General features: G+C 58.5%; 15 protein-coding genes. 13 read left to right on the top strand and 2 right to left on the bottom strand.

Annotation, left to right across the window (positions count from 1 at the left end):
* Window positions 1-16 precede the first annotated feature (16 nt).
* From AC3IUF_RS01055 to AC3IUF_RS01080, 6 genes are all read left to right on the top strand, one after another.
* Window positions 17-2,377 carry a TonB-dependent receptor gene (locus tag AC3IUF_RS01055; protein ID WP_489280127.1) on the top strand — a complete coding sequence of 787 codons (2,361 nt, stop codon included), beginning with the start codon at window positions 17-19 and terminating at the stop codon, window positions 2,375-2,377.
* Window positions 2,378-2,400: 23 nt separating this feature from the next.
* Entirely contained in the window at window positions 2,401-3,744 is a 1,344-nt protein-coding gene (locus AC3IUF_RS01060) for an aryl-sulfate sulfotransferase (RefSeq protein WP_489280128.1), read from the top strand.
* A 190-nt stretch (window positions 3,745-3,934) separates the two neighbouring features.
* Window positions 3,935-4,261, top strand: a complete 327-nt coding sequence (locus tag AC3IUF_RS01065) for a hypothetical protein (protein ID WP_007919145.1) — start codon at window positions 3,935-3,937, stop codon at window positions 4,259-4,261.
* A gap of 383 nt (window positions 4,262-4,644) precedes the next feature.
* Window positions 4,645-5,454 carry an energy transducer TonB gene (locus AC3IUF_RS01070; RefSeq protein ID WP_489280129.1) on the top strand — a complete coding sequence of 270 codons (810 nt, stop codon included), beginning with the start codon at window positions 4,645-4,647 and terminating at the stop codon, window positions 5,452-5,454.
* Window positions 5,455-5,498: 44 nt separating this feature from the next.
* Window positions 5,499-6,224, top strand: a complete 726-nt coding sequence (locus AC3IUF_RS01075) for a MotA/TolQ/ExbB proton channel family protein (RefSeq protein WP_371042322.1) — start codon at window positions 5,499-5,501, stop codon at window positions 6,222-6,224.
* Window position 6,225: 1 nt separating this feature from the next.
* Entirely contained in the window at window positions 6,226-6,627 is a 402-nt protein-coding gene (locus tag AC3IUF_RS01080) for an ExbD/TolR family protein (protein ID WP_003220570.1), read from the top strand.
* A 142-nt stretch (window positions 6,628-6,769) separates the two neighbouring features.
* On the opposite strand, the gene AC3IUF_RS01085 is transcribed toward AC3IUF_RS01080, so the two are convergent.
* Window positions 6,770-7,953 (bottom strand): IS3 family transposase gene (locus tag AC3IUF_RS01085; RefSeq protein WP_463543596.1). Its coding sequence is split into 2 segments (ribosomal slippage): window positions 6,770-7,689 and window positions 7,689-7,953, totalling 1,185 coding nucleotides; the frame shifts between segments, so codons are not numbered across the junction.
* 300 nt (window positions 7,954-8,253) lie between these two features.
* Here AC3IUF_RS01085 and AC3IUF_RS01090 point away from each other — a divergent pair.
* From AC3IUF_RS01090 to AC3IUF_RS01120, 7 genes are all read left to right on the top strand, one after another.
* Window positions 8,254-8,835 (top strand): alpha/beta hydrolase, encoded by a 582-nt coding sequence (locus AC3IUF_RS01090; protein WP_489280131.1) that lies wholly within the window; start codon window positions 8,254-8,256, stop codon window positions 8,833-8,835.
* Window positions 8,836-8,888: 53 nt separating this feature from the next.
* Window positions 8,889-9,821, top strand: coding sequence for a sigma 54-interacting transcriptional regulator (locus AC3IUF_RS01095; protein ID WP_007950263.1), 933 nt, complete (start codon window positions 8,889-8,891; stop codon window positions 9,819-9,821).
* A 166-nt stretch (window positions 9,822-9,987) separates the two neighbouring features.
* Window positions 9,988-10,785: a MetQ/NlpA family ABC transporter substrate-binding protein gene (locus tag AC3IUF_RS01100; RefSeq protein ID WP_007918708.1), complete on the top strand. Its 798-nt coding sequence runs from the start codon at window positions 9,988-9,990 to the stop codon at window positions 10,783-10,785.
* 596 nt (window positions 10,786-11,381) lie between these two features.
* Entirely contained in the window at window positions 11,382-12,047 is a 666-nt protein-coding gene (locus AC3IUF_RS01105; protein ID WP_463543950.1) for an amino acid ABC transporter permease, read from the top strand.
* Window positions 12,028-12,687, top strand: a complete 660-nt coding sequence (locus AC3IUF_RS01110) for an amino acid ABC transporter permease (RefSeq protein WP_007918714.1) — start codon at window positions 12,028-12,030, stop codon at window positions 12,685-12,687. Before AC3IUF_RS01105 ends, AC3IUF_RS01110 begins: the two co-directional genes overlap by 20 nt.
* Window positions 12,684-13,466: an amino acid ABC transporter ATP-binding protein gene (locus AC3IUF_RS01115; protein WP_489280134.1), complete on the top strand. Its 783-nt coding sequence runs from the start codon at window positions 12,684-12,686 to the stop codon at window positions 13,464-13,466. Before AC3IUF_RS01110 ends, AC3IUF_RS01115 begins: the two co-directional genes overlap by 4 nt.
* Complete coding sequence (locus AC3IUF_RS01120) at window positions 13,463-14,335, top strand: transporter substrate-binding domain-containing protein (protein WP_489280135.1); 873 nt, start codon at window positions 13,463-13,465, stop codon at window positions 14,333-14,335. Before AC3IUF_RS01115 ends, AC3IUF_RS01120 begins: the two co-directional genes overlap by 4 nt.
* 322 nt (window positions 14,336-14,657) lie before the next feature.
* Here the strand turns inward: AC3IUF_RS01120 and AC3IUF_RS01125 are convergent, their stop codons facing one another.
* Window positions 14,658-15,854, bottom strand: a complete 1,197-nt coding sequence (locus tag AC3IUF_RS01125; RefSeq protein ID WP_489280136.1) for an AAA family ATPase — start codon at window positions 15,852-15,854, stop codon at window positions 14,658-14,660.
* Window positions 15,855-15,912: the final 58 nt, after the last annotated feature.

The raw sequence follows: 15,912 nt of genomic DNA on the forward strand, positions 1-15,912 counted from the left end.
GACCAGGAGCCGCGCCATGAGTCCGTTGAACCTTGCGTCACCCTTAACGCCACGACGGCTCAAACGCCTGCCTCTGGCCCTGTTGCTGGCAGGGAGTGCGAGCTGGACTCACGGCTACGCCGCCGATGCTGAAACCCCGGCACCAGTGCCGGCCGGCAAGCCTGCCGCAAACAATTCGCAACTGGAAACCGTGACCGTCACCACCCGCCGCCGCGAGGAAAGTTCGCAGGACGTACCGACGCCCATGAGCGTGGTCAGCGGGCAGAATCTGGAGACGCAGCGGGTCTACCGGATTCAGGATTTGCAGCAATTGGTGCCCAGCGTCAACGTCGCCTACATGCACGCACGCCAGTCCAGCGTGTCGATCCGTGGCTTGGGTAATAACCCGGCCAGCGATGGCCTGGAAGGCAGCGTCGGCCTGTACATCGACAACGTCTATCTGGGCCGCCCGGGGATGGCGGTGTTTGACTTGATGGACATCGAACAGCTCGAAGTCTTGCGTGGGCCGCAGGGCACGCTGTTCGGCAAAAACACCACCGCCGGGGTGATCAATATCAGCACCCGCGCGCCAACCTTCACGCCCGAACGCAGCATCGAAACCTCGGTCGGCGAGGACGGGTATTTCCAGACCAAGGGCACCATTTCCGGCCCGCTCAACGATCAACTGGCCGGGCGTTTTTCGGCCTACCGCACACGCAGCGACGGTGACATCAAAAACGAATACGACGGCCATGATTTGAATGGCGGCTCGCGCGAGGGCTTCCGCGCGCAACTGCTATTCAAGCCCAATGAAGATTTCAACCTGCGCTGGATCGGTGACTACAACGAGGAGGATTCCAGCGCCGGCACCCGCGTGCTCTACAACACCGGGCCGACCATCAACGGCGTCAACCTGTACCAGTCGCGCGCCAACGCGGCCGGCGCAACATTGGTCAACGGTTCGCACCGCAAGGTCAATCTGGACAACGACCAGCACGTTACCGTGCATCAGGGCGGCACTTCGGTGGAGGCCAACTGGACGCTGCCGAGCGACTTCACGCTGACCTCAATCAGCTCCTATCGCTTCTGGAATTTCACCCCGCGCAACGACGACGGCCTCAACGTGCCGGCGAGTTACAACGCCGGGGTGTCGGTGGAGGACAAACAGTATTCGCAGGAATTTCGCCTGGCCTCGCCCAAGGGCGAGTTCTTTGATTACGTCGTCGGCGCTTACTACTTCGGCTCGGATCTGGACAATAAATCCTTCGCCTATTACGGACCGCAAGCGGATATCTGGAATGGTACGGTGCCCGGTGCGCTGGCCAACGTCACCAGTGTCGGCAACGGCCATATCAAGACCGACAGTTTTGCGTTGTTCGCCCAAGGCACCTGGCACCTTACCGAGCGGCTGGACTTCACCGCCGGGGTGCGTGGCACGTATGAAGAGAAATCTGCCTGGGTCACGCGCGATGCGCCGCTGGGTGGCGCGACCGTAACGGGCGCTGCGGCCACGGCGCGACGCGGTCGTGCCGGCGCTTACGATTCCGGCGACTTGAATCAGTACAGCTCCAGTCCCTCCGGGCTGCTCAATCTCAGCTACCGGATTACCGACGATGTGCTCGGCTACGCCACGCTGTCCCACGGCGAGAAATCCGGCGGGGTTAACCTCGCGGTCGGTTCCGCTCCGGTGGCCGGCGCCGATTCACTGCTGATCGGCACCGAACGCGCGAACAACGCCGAACTCGGTTTCAAAAGCACGCTGTGGGATCACCGTCTGCAACTCAACGCCAACGTTTTCTGGACGCAGGTCAACGCTTACCAGACGAACGCCTACGACGCCGAAAACCGCGTGCAATACCTGACCAACGCCGGTTCCGTGCGTTCGCGCGGTGTCGAGTTCGAAAGCACGGTGATCCCGCTGCGCGGCCTGACCTTGAACATCAACGGCTCCTACAACGACGTCAGCTACCTCTCGTACAAAGATGCCCCATGCCCGCCGGAAGTCAGTCAGGCGCCGGGTGCTCCAGCGTCTTGCGACCTCAGCGGCCATCAAGTGGTCGGCGCTTCGAAATGGATCGGCAACGCCAACGGCGAATACAAATGGAATCTGGATAACGGCTTCGAACCTTACGTCACCGCGAGCTATGCATTCCGCTCGAAAGCGGTCGGTACGGTCGAGGATTCCGACTACGGGCAGATCCCGAGTTACGCCGTGGTCAACTTTTCCACCGGCCTGCGCGGCGACTTCAACCAAGGCCAGTGGGACGTGTCGCTGTGGCTGAAAAACGCTTTCGACAAAACCTATTACACAACCCTGTGGACGGGCGGCAACGGCGGCTATGAAGGCCTGCTCGGCACACCGCGCACGCTGGGCGTCACCGGTCGCTACGACTTCTGATTCGTCACTCTAGGAGCTGCATCATGTTGCGTATCAAAACCGCTTTGCCGGTGTTGCTGTCCGGCGCAGTGCTCAGTGCTGGCGCCTTCGCCGCACCGAGTGTTTACCCGACCGGCGTGACCCGTTATGACCCGAACAAGGCTTTCAATCAGTACGTGATTTTCAGCGGCGCCGACAAGCAGACGCACCTGATCGACATGAACGGCAACGAGGTGAAAACCTGGCCACAGGCTGGCTTTCCGTCGGCGATCATCGATCCAGAGCTGGTCGGTGGTGAGCGCGGCCATGTGCTGCTGCAATTGAGTGAAAAGGATCCCGGCAAACTCGGTTCGGCCGGCAATGGTCTGGGCAATCAGAGCGTCGGCGAGCTGGACTGGAATGGCAAAGTCGTTTGGCAGTGGGGCGACAAGGCGCCCGGTGGCGCGGCTCAGCAGCACCATGATCAGCGTCGTTTGAGCAACGGCAACACCGTGGTGCTGGCGAACAAGGTGCACAAGGTCAAAGGCTTCAAAGTGCCCGAGGTGATCGACGATGCGATCTATGAAGTCAGCCCCGAAGGCGCGGTGAAATGGCAGTGGCTGGCCTCGGAGCATCTCAATGAGTTCGGCTTCACCGCCGAGCAGTTGAAGCTGGTGCGCGCCAGTGAAAATCCGGACTACCTGCATATCAACAACCTCAGCCTGGTCGGGCCGAACAAGTGGTTCGATGCCGGTGACAAGCGCTTCAATCCGGACAACCTGCTGATCGATTCACGCAATGCCAACTTCATCGCGATCATTGATAAAAGCAGCGGCAAAGTGGTCTGGCGTCTCGGACCGAATTTGCCGCTGATCAACCCGAAAACCGCGCAGAAACTGCCGCGTCCTGTGGATCAGTTTGTCGGTCAGCATGATGCACACATAATCCCGGCGGGATTGCCTGGTGCCGGTAACTTGCTGGTGTTCGACAACCAGGGTTCGGCGGGTTATCCCAATGTCACTCTTGGGCTGATTTCCGGTTCGCGGGTGTTGGAAATCGACCCGGTGAAAAACCAGATCGTCTGGCAATACAGCGCAGCCAATTCGAAGCAACCGGGGTGGGCGTTCTACAGTTCGTTTATCAGCAGTGCTCGGCGCTTGCCCAATGGCAACACGTTGATCGACGAGGGCATGAACGGGCGGTTTTTCCAGGTGACGGCCAACGGTGAGAACGTCTGGGAATACGTCAGCCCGTATCTGGGCAAAGCGCCGGGCAGCGATGCGATCAGCAACTGGGTCTATCGGGCGTTACCTGTGAGTTATGACTGGGTGCCAACCGGCACGCCACGCTCGGAGACGGCGGTTAATGCACCGGTTGTCGGCGTGCAGCAAACCAATGCCAGTCGTTAGTTGAATTGGAATTAATGCTCGAACGAACGGCGATAGGTTATGAGCGGGTTGAATAGTGCTTATTGCAATTTCGTTAGTAACTCGCGTGGACAATAGTTGAATGTCCAACCATCCTGACTGTCGTGAGTTTCCAGGAGGAAACTTGCTCTCATCGGAAGACACTTATCCCAACGATAAAGGAAATCGAATCATGTCGAGCATTAATGGCACTTATGTAAACGCCAACGCTGGCGCCAAACTGACGATTACCGATGGCAACGACGCCAACGGTACATTCAGCGGCACGTTCAGCCAGGGCGGCGTTAACTATGACGTCAGCTACGGGCATTACCATTTCCAGAACAGCACCGGACAACCTACCACCATCACGTTTGTCGGTCTGAATGGTAATAGCGGATTTCAAGCGTGGTCATTGTTTTCTCCTGATCACAATTACGCAAAAGTGCGCGCGGCCGGTTCCCGTACTAACTTTGACGGTGAAGTAGTGACCCTTGCAGGGGAATTCGTCAAACAATAACCCACGCGCAATCGATAAAGGCCGCCGCACGAAAGTGTGCCGGCCTTTTTTGTTGTTCCGGGAAAAAATAATAATCAACTATCTACTTGGTATTAGTTGTCCTGCAAAACCGGCTCAGGCGAATTTGATGCGTTGAATGAATACTTTCAATGCCTGAAAAGCATGCGTTTTTTCACCCATCGCTGCAGCCCGCGTGGCACGTGGCTTTGGCGGAATTGATCAGTTCTTATATTCCATAAGGACCTATGCATAACGTTAAAGATTACTTTCGGAGATAAGCGACAAGCCCAATGATTCACCCATCGATCCACCGTGGGGGATTCAACAAACGGTCGATCGGCAGTTTTTGTAGAGAACGCAAAAAGACCGCAGGGAGTGAATCAATGGGCAATGTCCAGACCGCCGCCAGCGCAGAGGAATTGCTGTGGCGTCAGACGCCGGGTGGCGAGTTGGTCGATCTCGGCCGGCCGCATCGTGTGCCGCTGGGGCAGTTGCGTTTGCAGCGTGCGCCCAAGGGCATTCTGAGTCGGCGCGAAACTATTCTGCTTGGCGTGCTCGCGTTGGTGGTGCATGGCGCGGTGATCTACTGGATCAGCCAGAAGCCGACGCCGGTGCTGCCGATTGTGCCGCCGGAAATTCCGCCGATGACCATCGAATTCTCGCGCCCGGCGCCGCCAGCGCCACCGGTTGTCGAGCCACCGCCGCCCGCGCCTGTGGTTGAGCCACCACCGCCAGTGGAAGACGAACTGGCGGTAAAACCGCCGCCGCCCAAACCGGTTCCGAAACCCAAACCGGTGGTTAAACAGGCACCCAAACCAGCACCGAAAGCCGTGGAGCAACCACCGGCGCCGCCACAACCGGCAGCCCCGGTTGCCGCGTCAGCGCCACCTGCTCCCCCCGCGCCGGTACCGGTAACCCCGGCCTCAGCGAATGCCGCGTACCTGAAAAACCCGGCGCCGGAATACCCGTCGCTGGCTCAGCGTCGCGGCTGGGAAGGCACGGTGTTGCTGCGTGTGCATGTGCTGGCCAGCGGCAAGCCGGGTGAGATCCAGATAGCCAAAAGCAGCGGCCGGCAGCAGCTCGACGACGCGGCGCTGAACGCCGTGAAGCGTTGGAGTTTCGTCCCGGCCAAGCAGGGTGATGTCGCCCAGGACGGCTGGGTCAGCGTGCCCATCGATTTCAAGATTCATTAAACCGAAACCAAATTCGCGCGAAACGTTTACACGAGGAATACATCATGACGTTACTGGCATCTCCACTGGAATCCATCGAAAGCGCGGTGATCTGGCTGCTGGTGGTTTTTTCCGTCGCCACTTGGGGCCTGGCATTGCTCAAGGCTTGGCAGTTCGGGCGTCTGAAGGCGCAGGACCGGCGTTTTCATAAACGTTTCTGGGCGGCGTCCAGTCTCGATTCCGCCGCTGAATTGAGCGAAACCCAACCCGGCGCTGCGGCGCGGGTGGCGCAGGCCGGTTACGCGGCGATTCAGGTGGGCGAGGCGCCACAGGCCAATGATTTGAGCCAGGCGATCAACCATCAGGATCGCCTCGAGCGCGCCTTGCGCCAGCAGATCGTCCGCGAACGCCGTTCTCTGGAAACCGGTCTGGCGGTGGTCGCAAGTATTGGCAGCACCTCGCCGTTCATTGGTTTGTTCGGCACGGTGTGGGGAATCATGGAAGCGTTGAAAGGCATCAGCGCGGCCGGTTCGGCGAGCCTGGAAACGGTGGCCGGGCCGATCGGTGCGGCACTGGTCGCCACGGGTGTGGGGATCGCCGTCGCGGTGCCAGCGGTGCTGGTTTACAACTACTTTTTGCGTCGGTTGAAACTGACGGCGGCGGATCTGGATGACTTCGCCCACGACTTCTACAGCCTGGCGCAGAAGAGTGCGTTCCGCGTATTGATCCACCCGACTGCGCACAAGGTCGCAGCAACCGGCAACGCAGCAAAAGTGAAGGAGGCGTCCTGATATGGCTTTCTCCACGCAAGACAGTGATGAGGTGCTCAGCGAGATCAACGTGACGCCGCTGGTGGACGTGATGCTGGTGCTGCTGGTGGTGTTTATCGTCACCGCGCCGCTGCTGACCAACGCGATCCCGATCAACCTGCCGAAGACCGAAGCGGTGGCGCCGGTCGAGCAGAAGGACCCGTTGGTGGTGAGCATCGATGGCGCCGGCAAGCTGTTTATCAACAAGGACGAGATTCAGCCGGACTTGCTGGAATTCAACCTCAAGTCGGCCAAGGCCAAGGACCCGGAAGTGCGCGTGCAATTGCAGGCCGATGACGGGGTGAACTACGGCGAAGTGGCGCGGGCGATGGCTTCGATTGAACGGGCGGGGATTACCAAGTTGTCGGTGATTACTGCGCGGTGACAGATTCAACGTTTTTCCGGGGCCGTCTCCTTGGCAGGGTGCGGCCCTTTTTTTATTTCTGGCATTAGAAGCAGAACCCTCACCCTAGCCCTCTCCCAGAGGGAGAGGGGACTGATCGGGGGTGTTCTCACGAGTGCAGTGGTCAACTAATTCCGGACACCTCGATAGGTGGTTTTGACGCCATCGCTCGCTCATAAACGGTCGGTGGCAGATATCCCAGTTTCGAGTGCAGCCGTTCGTTGTTGTAAAACCCAACGATGTATTCGGTGATGTCGCGGATCGCTTCAGCGTGGTTCGCGTAGTCACGTCGCCATACCCGCTCCATTTTCAAACTCAAAAAGAAGCGCTCCATCACTGCGTTGTCCCAGCAATTACCTTTACGGCTCATGCTCTGCTGCATGTCGTTTCTTGCCAGTAATTCTCTGTAAGCTGCACTCGCATATTGGCTACCCCGATCTGAGTGGGCAATCAAGCCTGGTGGCGGTTGACGTTGCGCGATAGCCAGTTGCATCGCAGTGCACACCAGCTCTGCCGGCATGTTCGGAGCCATCGACCAGCCCACTATCTTGCGTGAAAACAAGTCCAATACCACGGCCAGATACAACCAGCCACTGCGGGTGCGGATATAGGTGATGTCGGCTACCCAAGCCTTGTTTGGCGCCACTTGGTCAAAATTTCTGCTCAGTACATTCTCTGCAATCGGCAGGTCATGATTACTATCGGTTGTGTGTACAAACTTGCGCTTCCAGGCTGAACGCAGTCCGTTAGCCCGCATCAATCGACGGATTTTATACAGCCCGACAAGCATGCCTTTACCGCGCAAAGCGTCGCGCAAAGGGCGGCTGCCGTAGCAGCCTCCACTCTCGGCGAAAGACGCCTTGAGTTGCACAAGAACAGGACAACTCTGCCGAACAGGCGCATCAGCACGCTTCTGAGACTCATAGAAGCCTGAACGACTGATGCTCAGCAACCGACAGACATGTGCCACTGAGTAAGCCTTCTGTTGCAGCTGCCGAACCAGTCGATACCTTACTTCAGCTCGCGGGCAAAGAAGGCGGTAGCCTTTTTTAAGATGTCGTTGTCCACCTTGAGCTGACGATTTTCCTGTTCCAATTGCCGGATGCGCTGTTGCTCTGCCGTTAATGGCTTGCCGATTCCGGCCTGCCCCAGTTGCTCTGCCTCGTATTGCTGAACCCAGCGTCGAACGGCTGTCTCACCAATGTTCAGATCCTGGCAAACCTGTACAACGGTGAGTCCCTGATCCTTGATCATCTTCACGACTTGCAGCTTGAAGCTGTCGTCGAATGCCCTGCGTTTTTTAGTCATGAATAACTCCTCGATAGATGTATTTTCCACCTATCGGGGTGTCCGGGGAAATTAGACCACTGCAGAGTTACGCCGACATGAAAAATCCAGTCGAACTCCGGATTTGAAAGGCCAGGAGATCGGCTCCCTTTCCCCTCGCCCCCATGGGGGAGAGGGTTGGGGTGAGGGGGAAAAGATTTCATGCCATGCACACATCGCATATTCAATTCAGGTCTTAATAAATAGCTTCTTATTCCTTAACGAATATAAATCCCCTCCCTATACTCGTCCAGGAACAGACACGACGCAGGAGAGCTCCCCATGCGCAACGAATCAATCCGCTACCTGATTGTGCCGGGCTGGCAAGGATCGCCAGAAGATCATTGGCAAAGCCACTGGCAAAACAGCCTGCCGAACAGCGCGCGGGTCGAGCAGGCCGATTGGCTGACGCCGCGTCGTGAAGACTGGGTGGCGGCACTGGCCGAGGCGATTGCAGCCGACAGCACGCCGGTCATTCTTATCGCCCACAGCCTCGGCTGCATCACCGTTGCCCATTGGGCAGCCACGGCGCCGCTGCAATACCTGCGTCAGGTACGCGGTGCCTTGCTGGTCGCGCCAGCGGACGTCGAGCGTCCGGCCTGCGCGCCGGCGCTGCGCAACTTCGCACCGATTCCGACGGAACTGCTGCCGTTCCCGAGCCAGGTGGTCAGCTCCGATAACGATGCTGCCGTCAGTGCACCGCGAGCGCTTGAACTGGCGCGCAACTGGGGCGCCGAAGCGGGGATTCTTGCTGGCGCCGGACACATCAACGTCAAGTCCGGGCATCAGCGTTGGGAGCAGGGTTTTGCCTATCTCTATCGCCTGCAAAACCGCTTGGAACACCACGCCCGCCGCCGCGCCTGATTTTATTTCTTTCAACGCCCCCGTCTCCCGGCGGTTTTGGGCGGGAGTCTGCCATGAGTTTCGAAACTTTCGGTCAGCCGTTGCTGACCTTTCCCGATGCAGAAAAAAGCCCCCTGAGCATTCGCGCCAAAGCGCTGGTGTTTGTCGATCCGCGCTCGCGTCAGTTGCGCGAAGAGCTTGAGCAATTGGCGCCACGATCGGTCTCGGTGTTGATACGTGGCGAGACCGGTACCGGCAAGGAGCTACTCGCCCGGCACATCCATCGCGCCAGCGATCGTAGTGGTCTGTTCGTCTCTGTCAATTGCGGCGCCATCAGCCCGACCTACGCCGATGCAGAACTGTTTGGCTATGCCGCCGGCACCTACAGCGGTTCGGCGAGCAGTCGCGCGGGCTGGTTCGGTTCGGCCAATGGCGGCACCTTGTACCTGGATGAAATCGGCGACTTGCCGCTGCCGATCCAGATCAAACTACTGGCAGCGCTGGAAAACCACGAAGTCACCCGTGTCGGAGCGCATCAGCCGAGCCCGGTGGATGTGCGCCTGGTCGCGGCGACCAGCATCGATCTGGCGCAAGCGGTGGACGCCGGAAAATTTCATGAGCGCCTTTATCACTATTTGAGCGAAGGGCAACTGGAGTTGCCCGCCTTGCGCGCGCGCATCGGCGACATTCTTTCGCTGGCCGAGTATTTCCTTGGCATCTATAGCCAGCGTCTGGACTTGCCGGTGCCATTGATCAGCGAAGCGGCGCAGCATGTGCTCGAACAACACAGTTGGCCGGGCAACACCCGCGAGCTGGAAAACGTCATTCACTTTGCCTTGCTGGTGAGCACCGGCGACGAGATTCTCCCGGAGCACCTGAATCTGCCCGAGGTGTCTGGGCCGCAGCTTCAGATCGAACGGCTGGTTGCACAAATCAACATCGGCGGTAGCGTCGATGAGCGTAAGGCCTTGAAAGATTTGCTGATTCGTTTGAGTGAGGGTTTGTAACCGTTTCGTTCAACATGAACAAAATGGAATATGAAGCTGAATAAACGTTATTGTCCGGGAATAAAAAATCCCGGTATTGTCCGACCCACGCCAGCGATATCACTTCACTGGCACACGTATTAATGCCGTCGTCGATGACGACCGTGATTTTCGATAAGGACACTGCATGAAAAAGGTTCTGTTGTTTACCGCATTGGCGGCTGCTCTGACTGCTTCCCTGGCCAATGCCGGCGAGAAACTGGTGGTTGCTGCGACCCCGGTGCCGCACGCTGAAATCCTTGAACTGATCAAACCGACCCTGGCCAAAGAAGGCGTGGATCTGGAAATCAAAGTGTTCACCGACTACGTTCAGCCGAACGTACAGGTTGGCGAGAAGCGTCTGGACGCCAACTACTTCCAGACCCTGCCGTATCTGAACAGCTTCAACCAGGGTAAATACAAGGACGACAAGTCCAAGTACCTGGTGACAGTGCAGGGCGTGCACGTTGAACCGTTCGGTGGTTACTCGAGCAAGTACAAGACCCTGGCTGAACTGCCGGACGGCGCGACCATCGCCATCCCGAACGAAGGCAGCAACAGCGGTCGTGCGCTGATCCTGCTGCAGAAGGCTGGCCTGATCGAATTGAAAGACCCGAAAAACGCGCTGGCAACGCCGAAAGACATCGCCAAGAACCCGCACAATTTCAAGTTCAAGGAACTGGAATCGGCCCTGCTGCCACGCGTTCTGAAGGAAGTTGATCTGGACATGATCAACACCAACTACGCCCTCGAAGCCAAGCTGAACCCGCAGAAAGATGCGCTGGTGATTGAAGGCGCTGACTCGCCATACGTGAACTTCCTGGTGGCCCGTGAGGACAACAAGAACAGCGACGCGATCCAGAAACTGGCCAAAGCCCTGACCAGCCCGGAAGTCAAAGCGTTCATCGAGAAGAAGTACAACGGCGCGGTACTGCCGGCGTTCTGATCTGACGCTGGAACCACCCCCTTCAAGGTGTGAAAACGCCGATGGCCAGCGATGGTCATCGGCGTTTTTGTATGTACGCAATTTTTCGGCCGGTGATTTTGATCGTTCCCACGCTCTGCGTGGGAATGCCTCAATGGACGCTCCGCGTCCGCTTTTGGCAGGGACGCGGAGCGTCCCGGGCTGCATGCCCACGCGGAGCGTGGGAACGATCGGTACAGGCTTCAGGCAACCTGAGCCTTCAACGCCCGCCTCAACGCCACCAACAATTTCACAATCTCCTGCGGATCCAGTCGCTGCGGCACTTTTACGTCCATGTTCTCTTCCTTGTTATGAGTTTGGCCGGGTGAGTCTGGCCAAAAGCTGTTCGTCCTTGGAGGGCTTTCGTGAAAAAAAGATCCGTCCTACAGCGCAAAGAAAAATAGCCTTCTTATTCCTTCCCGGCAAACCCACAAGATAGTTTTTTGGGTGATATCAATATGCTTTAACGGTATTTAAATTCTTGTTTTTATATCTATAAAGTCGGTGTCTGCCGGACAGCCACCCGCTGTCCATGGAGTGCACCACCGTCGCTTACCGAGCGGCGTCCAGGACGTTTCATGACCTTTGATTACGCATTTATCCTCAGCACCCTGCCGGCGTTTCTCAAAGCCGTGGGCGTGACGCTGCAGGTCGGATTCATCGCCATCGGCACCTCGCTGTTGGTGGCGCTGCTCAACTCGACGATTCTGGTGTTCCGCACGCCATACCTGCAAAAACTGGTCGGCCTGTATGTGGAGCTGGCGCGTAACACACCGCTGTTGATCCAGTTGTTCTTCGTTTACTTCGCCTTGCCGGCGCTGGGGATCAAAGTCTCCGGCTTCACCGCCGCGATTATCACCATGACCTTTCTCGGTGGCGCCTATCTCACCGAAGTATTGCGTGCGGGCGTCGATGCGGTGCCGCAGGCGCAACTGGAATCAGGGCGCTCGATCGGCCTGTCCCACGGTCAGTTGCTGCGCTACGTGATCCTGCCGCAAGCGGGGATTCTCAGCCTGCCGTCGCTGTTCGCCAATTTCATTTTCCTGCTCAAGGAAACCACCGTGGTCTCGGCGGTGGCGGTGCCGGAAATCCTCTACACCACCAAGAGCTACATCGCGCTCTATTACAAAACCTACGAAATGCTCGCCGTGCTGACGCTGATCTGCGTGCTGCTGTTCTTGCCGCTGTCGCTGTTGCTCAGCCGTCTGGAAAGGAGGCTCCAGCATGGCCAGTTCGGGTCTTGAGTTGCTCTGGGTGTCGTTGCCGCAATTGGCCAAGGGCGCCGGACAAACCTTGTCGATCTCGTTTCTGAGCATCGCCATCAGCACCGTCGGTGGCGTGCTCTACGGCGTGTTGCGCACGCTCAACGTGACATGGCTGAACGCGATTTTGCGGGTCTATCTGGAGCTGTTCCGGGCGATCCCGGTGCTGGTCTGGCTGTATCTGTTGTTCTTCGGTCTGCCGATTTTCTTTGGTCTGAGCATTCCGAGTTTCTGGTGCGCGGTGCTGGTGCTGTCGCTGTGGGGCGCCAGCGAGGTCGGCGAAGTGGCGCGCGGTGCGCTGCATTCGTTACCGCGCGGGCAACGCGAAGCGGGGCTGTCGATCGGTCTGAACGCCGCACAACTTTATGGCTATGTGCTGCTGCCGCAAGCACTGAAGCGCATGACGCCGCCGACCATCAACGTCTACACGCGGATCATCAAGACCAGCTCGCTGGCGGTGTTGATCGGTGTGGTTGACGTGATCAAGGTCGGCCAGCAGATCATCGAGCGCACTTACGAATCGGTGCTGATCTACGGCGCCTTGTTCCTGTTTTTCTTTTTCATCTGCTACCCGCTGTCAGCCGCCTCGCGCGTGCTGGAGCGGCGCTGGACGCAAGCATGAGCGCATTGATCGAGTTTCACGGCTTCAACAAATTCTATGGCGAGCAGCAGGTGCTTAACGGCATCGATCTGCAGGTGCAGAGCGGCGAAGTGATCGTCATCCTCGGCCCCAGCGGCTGCGGCAAAAGCACCTTGCTGCGTTGCCTCAACGGTCTGGAAGAGGCTCACAGCGGCAGCCTGAAATTTGTCGGCCGCGAGCTGCTGGGCAAGTCCACTGACTGGCGCGAGATCCGTCAGCAGATCGGCATGGTGTTCCAGAGTTATCACCTGTTCCCGCACATGAGCGTGCTCGACAATCTGCTGCTCGGCCCGCACAAGGTGCAGAAGCGCCAGCGCCGCGAGGCGCAGCAGCAAGCCGAAGCGCTGCTCGAACGCGTGGGCCTAGCGGACAAGCGCGATGCTTTCCCGCGTCAGCTCTCCGGCGGCCAGCAGCAACGCATCGCCATTGTCCGTTCGCTGTGCATGAACCCGCGCGTAATGCTCTTCGACGAAGTCACCGCTGCCCTCGACCCGGAAATGGTCAAGGAAGTTTTGCAGGTCATTCAGGGCCTGGCCCGCGAAGGCATGACCCTGTTGATCGTCACCCATGAAATGGCCTTCGCCCGCGCGGTGGCCGACCGCATCGTGTTCATGGATGCCGGGCGCATCCTTGAACAGAACCCGCCCGAGATTTTCTTTACGAACCCGCAAACCGCACGCGCGCAGCAGTTTCTGGAGAAGTTCTCCTTCGTGGCAACACTGCCAAAAACGAATCCGACAAAGGAACTGGAACTGTTATGAAAACTGCCGCTTTTTTACTGCCCCTACTGAGCCTCGCCTTACTTGCCGGTTGCAGCAAAACCGAAGAAGCGCCAAAGCCGAAGGTTGCCAGCGAAAGCTCCGCGCCGGCCGGTTACCTGGACAAGATCAAGGCTCGCGACAAACTGATCGTTGGCGTCTTTACCGACAAGCCGCCATTCGGTTTTGTCGATGAGGCCGGGCGCTACGTCGGCTTCGATACCGACATCGGCCGTCGTTTCGCCAAGGATCTGCTCGGCGATGAAAACAAGGTCGAGTTCGTTGCAGTCGAGCCGGCGAGCCGTATTCCATTCCTGCAAAGCGACAAGGTCGACCTGATCCTCGCCAACATGACCGTAACCCCGGAGCGCAAGGAAGCGGTGGAATTCACCAACCCGAACCTCAAGGTTGCGGTGCAGGCGCTGGTGCCGCAGAGCAGCTCGGTGAAAAACCTTGATGACCTGGCGTCCCGCACCACCATCGTCACCACCGGCACCACTGCCGATATCTGGCTGACCAAGAATCACCCTGACTGGAAACTGCTGAAGTTCGAGAAAAACTCCGAGTCGCTGCAGGCCCTGGCCAATGGTCGAGGCGATGCTTATGCACAGGACAATCTGGTGTTGTTCAGCTGGGCCAAGCAGAACCCGGGTTATCGTGTGCTGGATGACAAATTGGGTGCAGAAGCGCCGATTGCGCCGGCGGTGAAGAAGGGCAATATCGAGTTGCGTGACTGGGTGAATACTGAGCTGAGCAAGCTGGGTGAGGAGAAGTATCTGCTCAAGCTGTACGACCAATATGTGCGTAAAGAGCTGAGCGATGACACCAAGCCTGAGAGCGTGATTGTCGAGGGTGGCAAGTGGCGGGGGTGATTGCCCGCTGAGTCTGTGGTGAGGCCTGCCCCTCACCCCAGCCCTCTCCCGAGGGAGAGGGAGCCGACCGAGGTGTCCTGCATTAGACATCGACCTGAAAGCCGAGTCGATTATGGATTCACAACAGCATTTTCAGGTCGGCGTAATTCCCGAACATCCGCGGTCAGGCCCTCTCCCTGTAGAGAGGGAGCCGATCTCTGGGCTTTTCAAAAACCTGCGTTCAACTCGAGACTTACATGTCGGCGTAACTAGAAAGAACAACTCGGTCAGTCCCCTCTCCCTCTGGGAGAGGGTTAGGGTGAGGGGCTTTTGCCTGAATCACTCAATCCGGCCAATGCCACGCCGGCTCATCCAGCACCCGCTGCCCGACAATCCCGGTCTGCCCCAGGGTTTTCTCCAGCACGATGCAATTGCACTCAGGGTCTTCCTGCAACGCCGAAATCAACCGCCGCGCATGGGACACCACCCACACCTGACACTGCTCCGACGCGCGAATGATCAGCCGCGCCAGCGCTGGCAACAGATCCGGGTGCAAACTGGTTTCCGGTTCGTTCAATACCATCAGCGTCGGCGGTCTCGGCGTCAGTAGTGCGGCGACCAGCAGCAGATAGCGCAGCGTTCCGTCCGACAATTCCGCCGCCGACAATGGCCGCAACAAACCTTCCTGATAAAACTCGATGGCAAACCGTCCACCGGCCTGCGCTTCGATATGCACCCGTGCGCCAGGAAACGCATCGGTAATCGCCGCACGCATGGCGTCGCCATCACCAATCTCGATGATGGTCTGCAACGCCGCCGCCAGATCCCGGCCGTCGTGATGCAGCACCGGCGTGCGTGTGCCCAATTGCGGCTGGCGCACCGGTGCATCGGCATCGCTGCGAAAGTGATCGTAAAAGCGCCAGCGACGAATGAACTCACGCATCTGGAACACTTCCGGTGAGCTGCGCAGGCTGCCGACCTGATCGAACAGACTGTCAAAGTTCGGCGTGTGTTGCGCCAGTACATCCCATTGGCGCTCGGTACGTGCGCGGATCATCGGCCCGTCACGATCCACCAGCAGGCTGGCGGGACGGTAAAGCGCGCCGGCCCAGATGCACTCGCGCTTGATCTGCGGGTCAAGGCTGAAGCGCGAGGGTATCGGCCGTGAATGTTCGGGCAACATGAAGTGCCCGTTGGAGTCGGGCAGCCCGAGGCTGATCGAATAACTGAAGTCTTCCCCGGCGAACCCCAGGCGCAGTCGCTTCACACCCTGACGCACCGTCGACTGAATGGGCACTTCGCCGTTGCGCATACGCCGGCTGATGGTTTCCGGCCCGGCCCAGAAGGTCGACTCCAGTCCACCCTCACGGGCCAGCGCATTGACCACCCCGCCCTGAGCGGTTTCCGCCAACAGGCGCAAGGCTCGGTAGAGATTGGACTTGCCGCTGCCGTTGGGGCCGGTGATCAGGTTCAGGCGGCCGAGCGGGATCACCAGTTTGTTGATCGAACGGTAATTGGCCACCGCGAGAGTATTGAGCATGGAATTCCTTCTCTTCAGGCGCCTATTGTAGGAGCTGCCGAAGGCTGCGATCTTTTGA

Source organism: Pseudomonas sp. KH_040, from assembly GCF_057839305.1.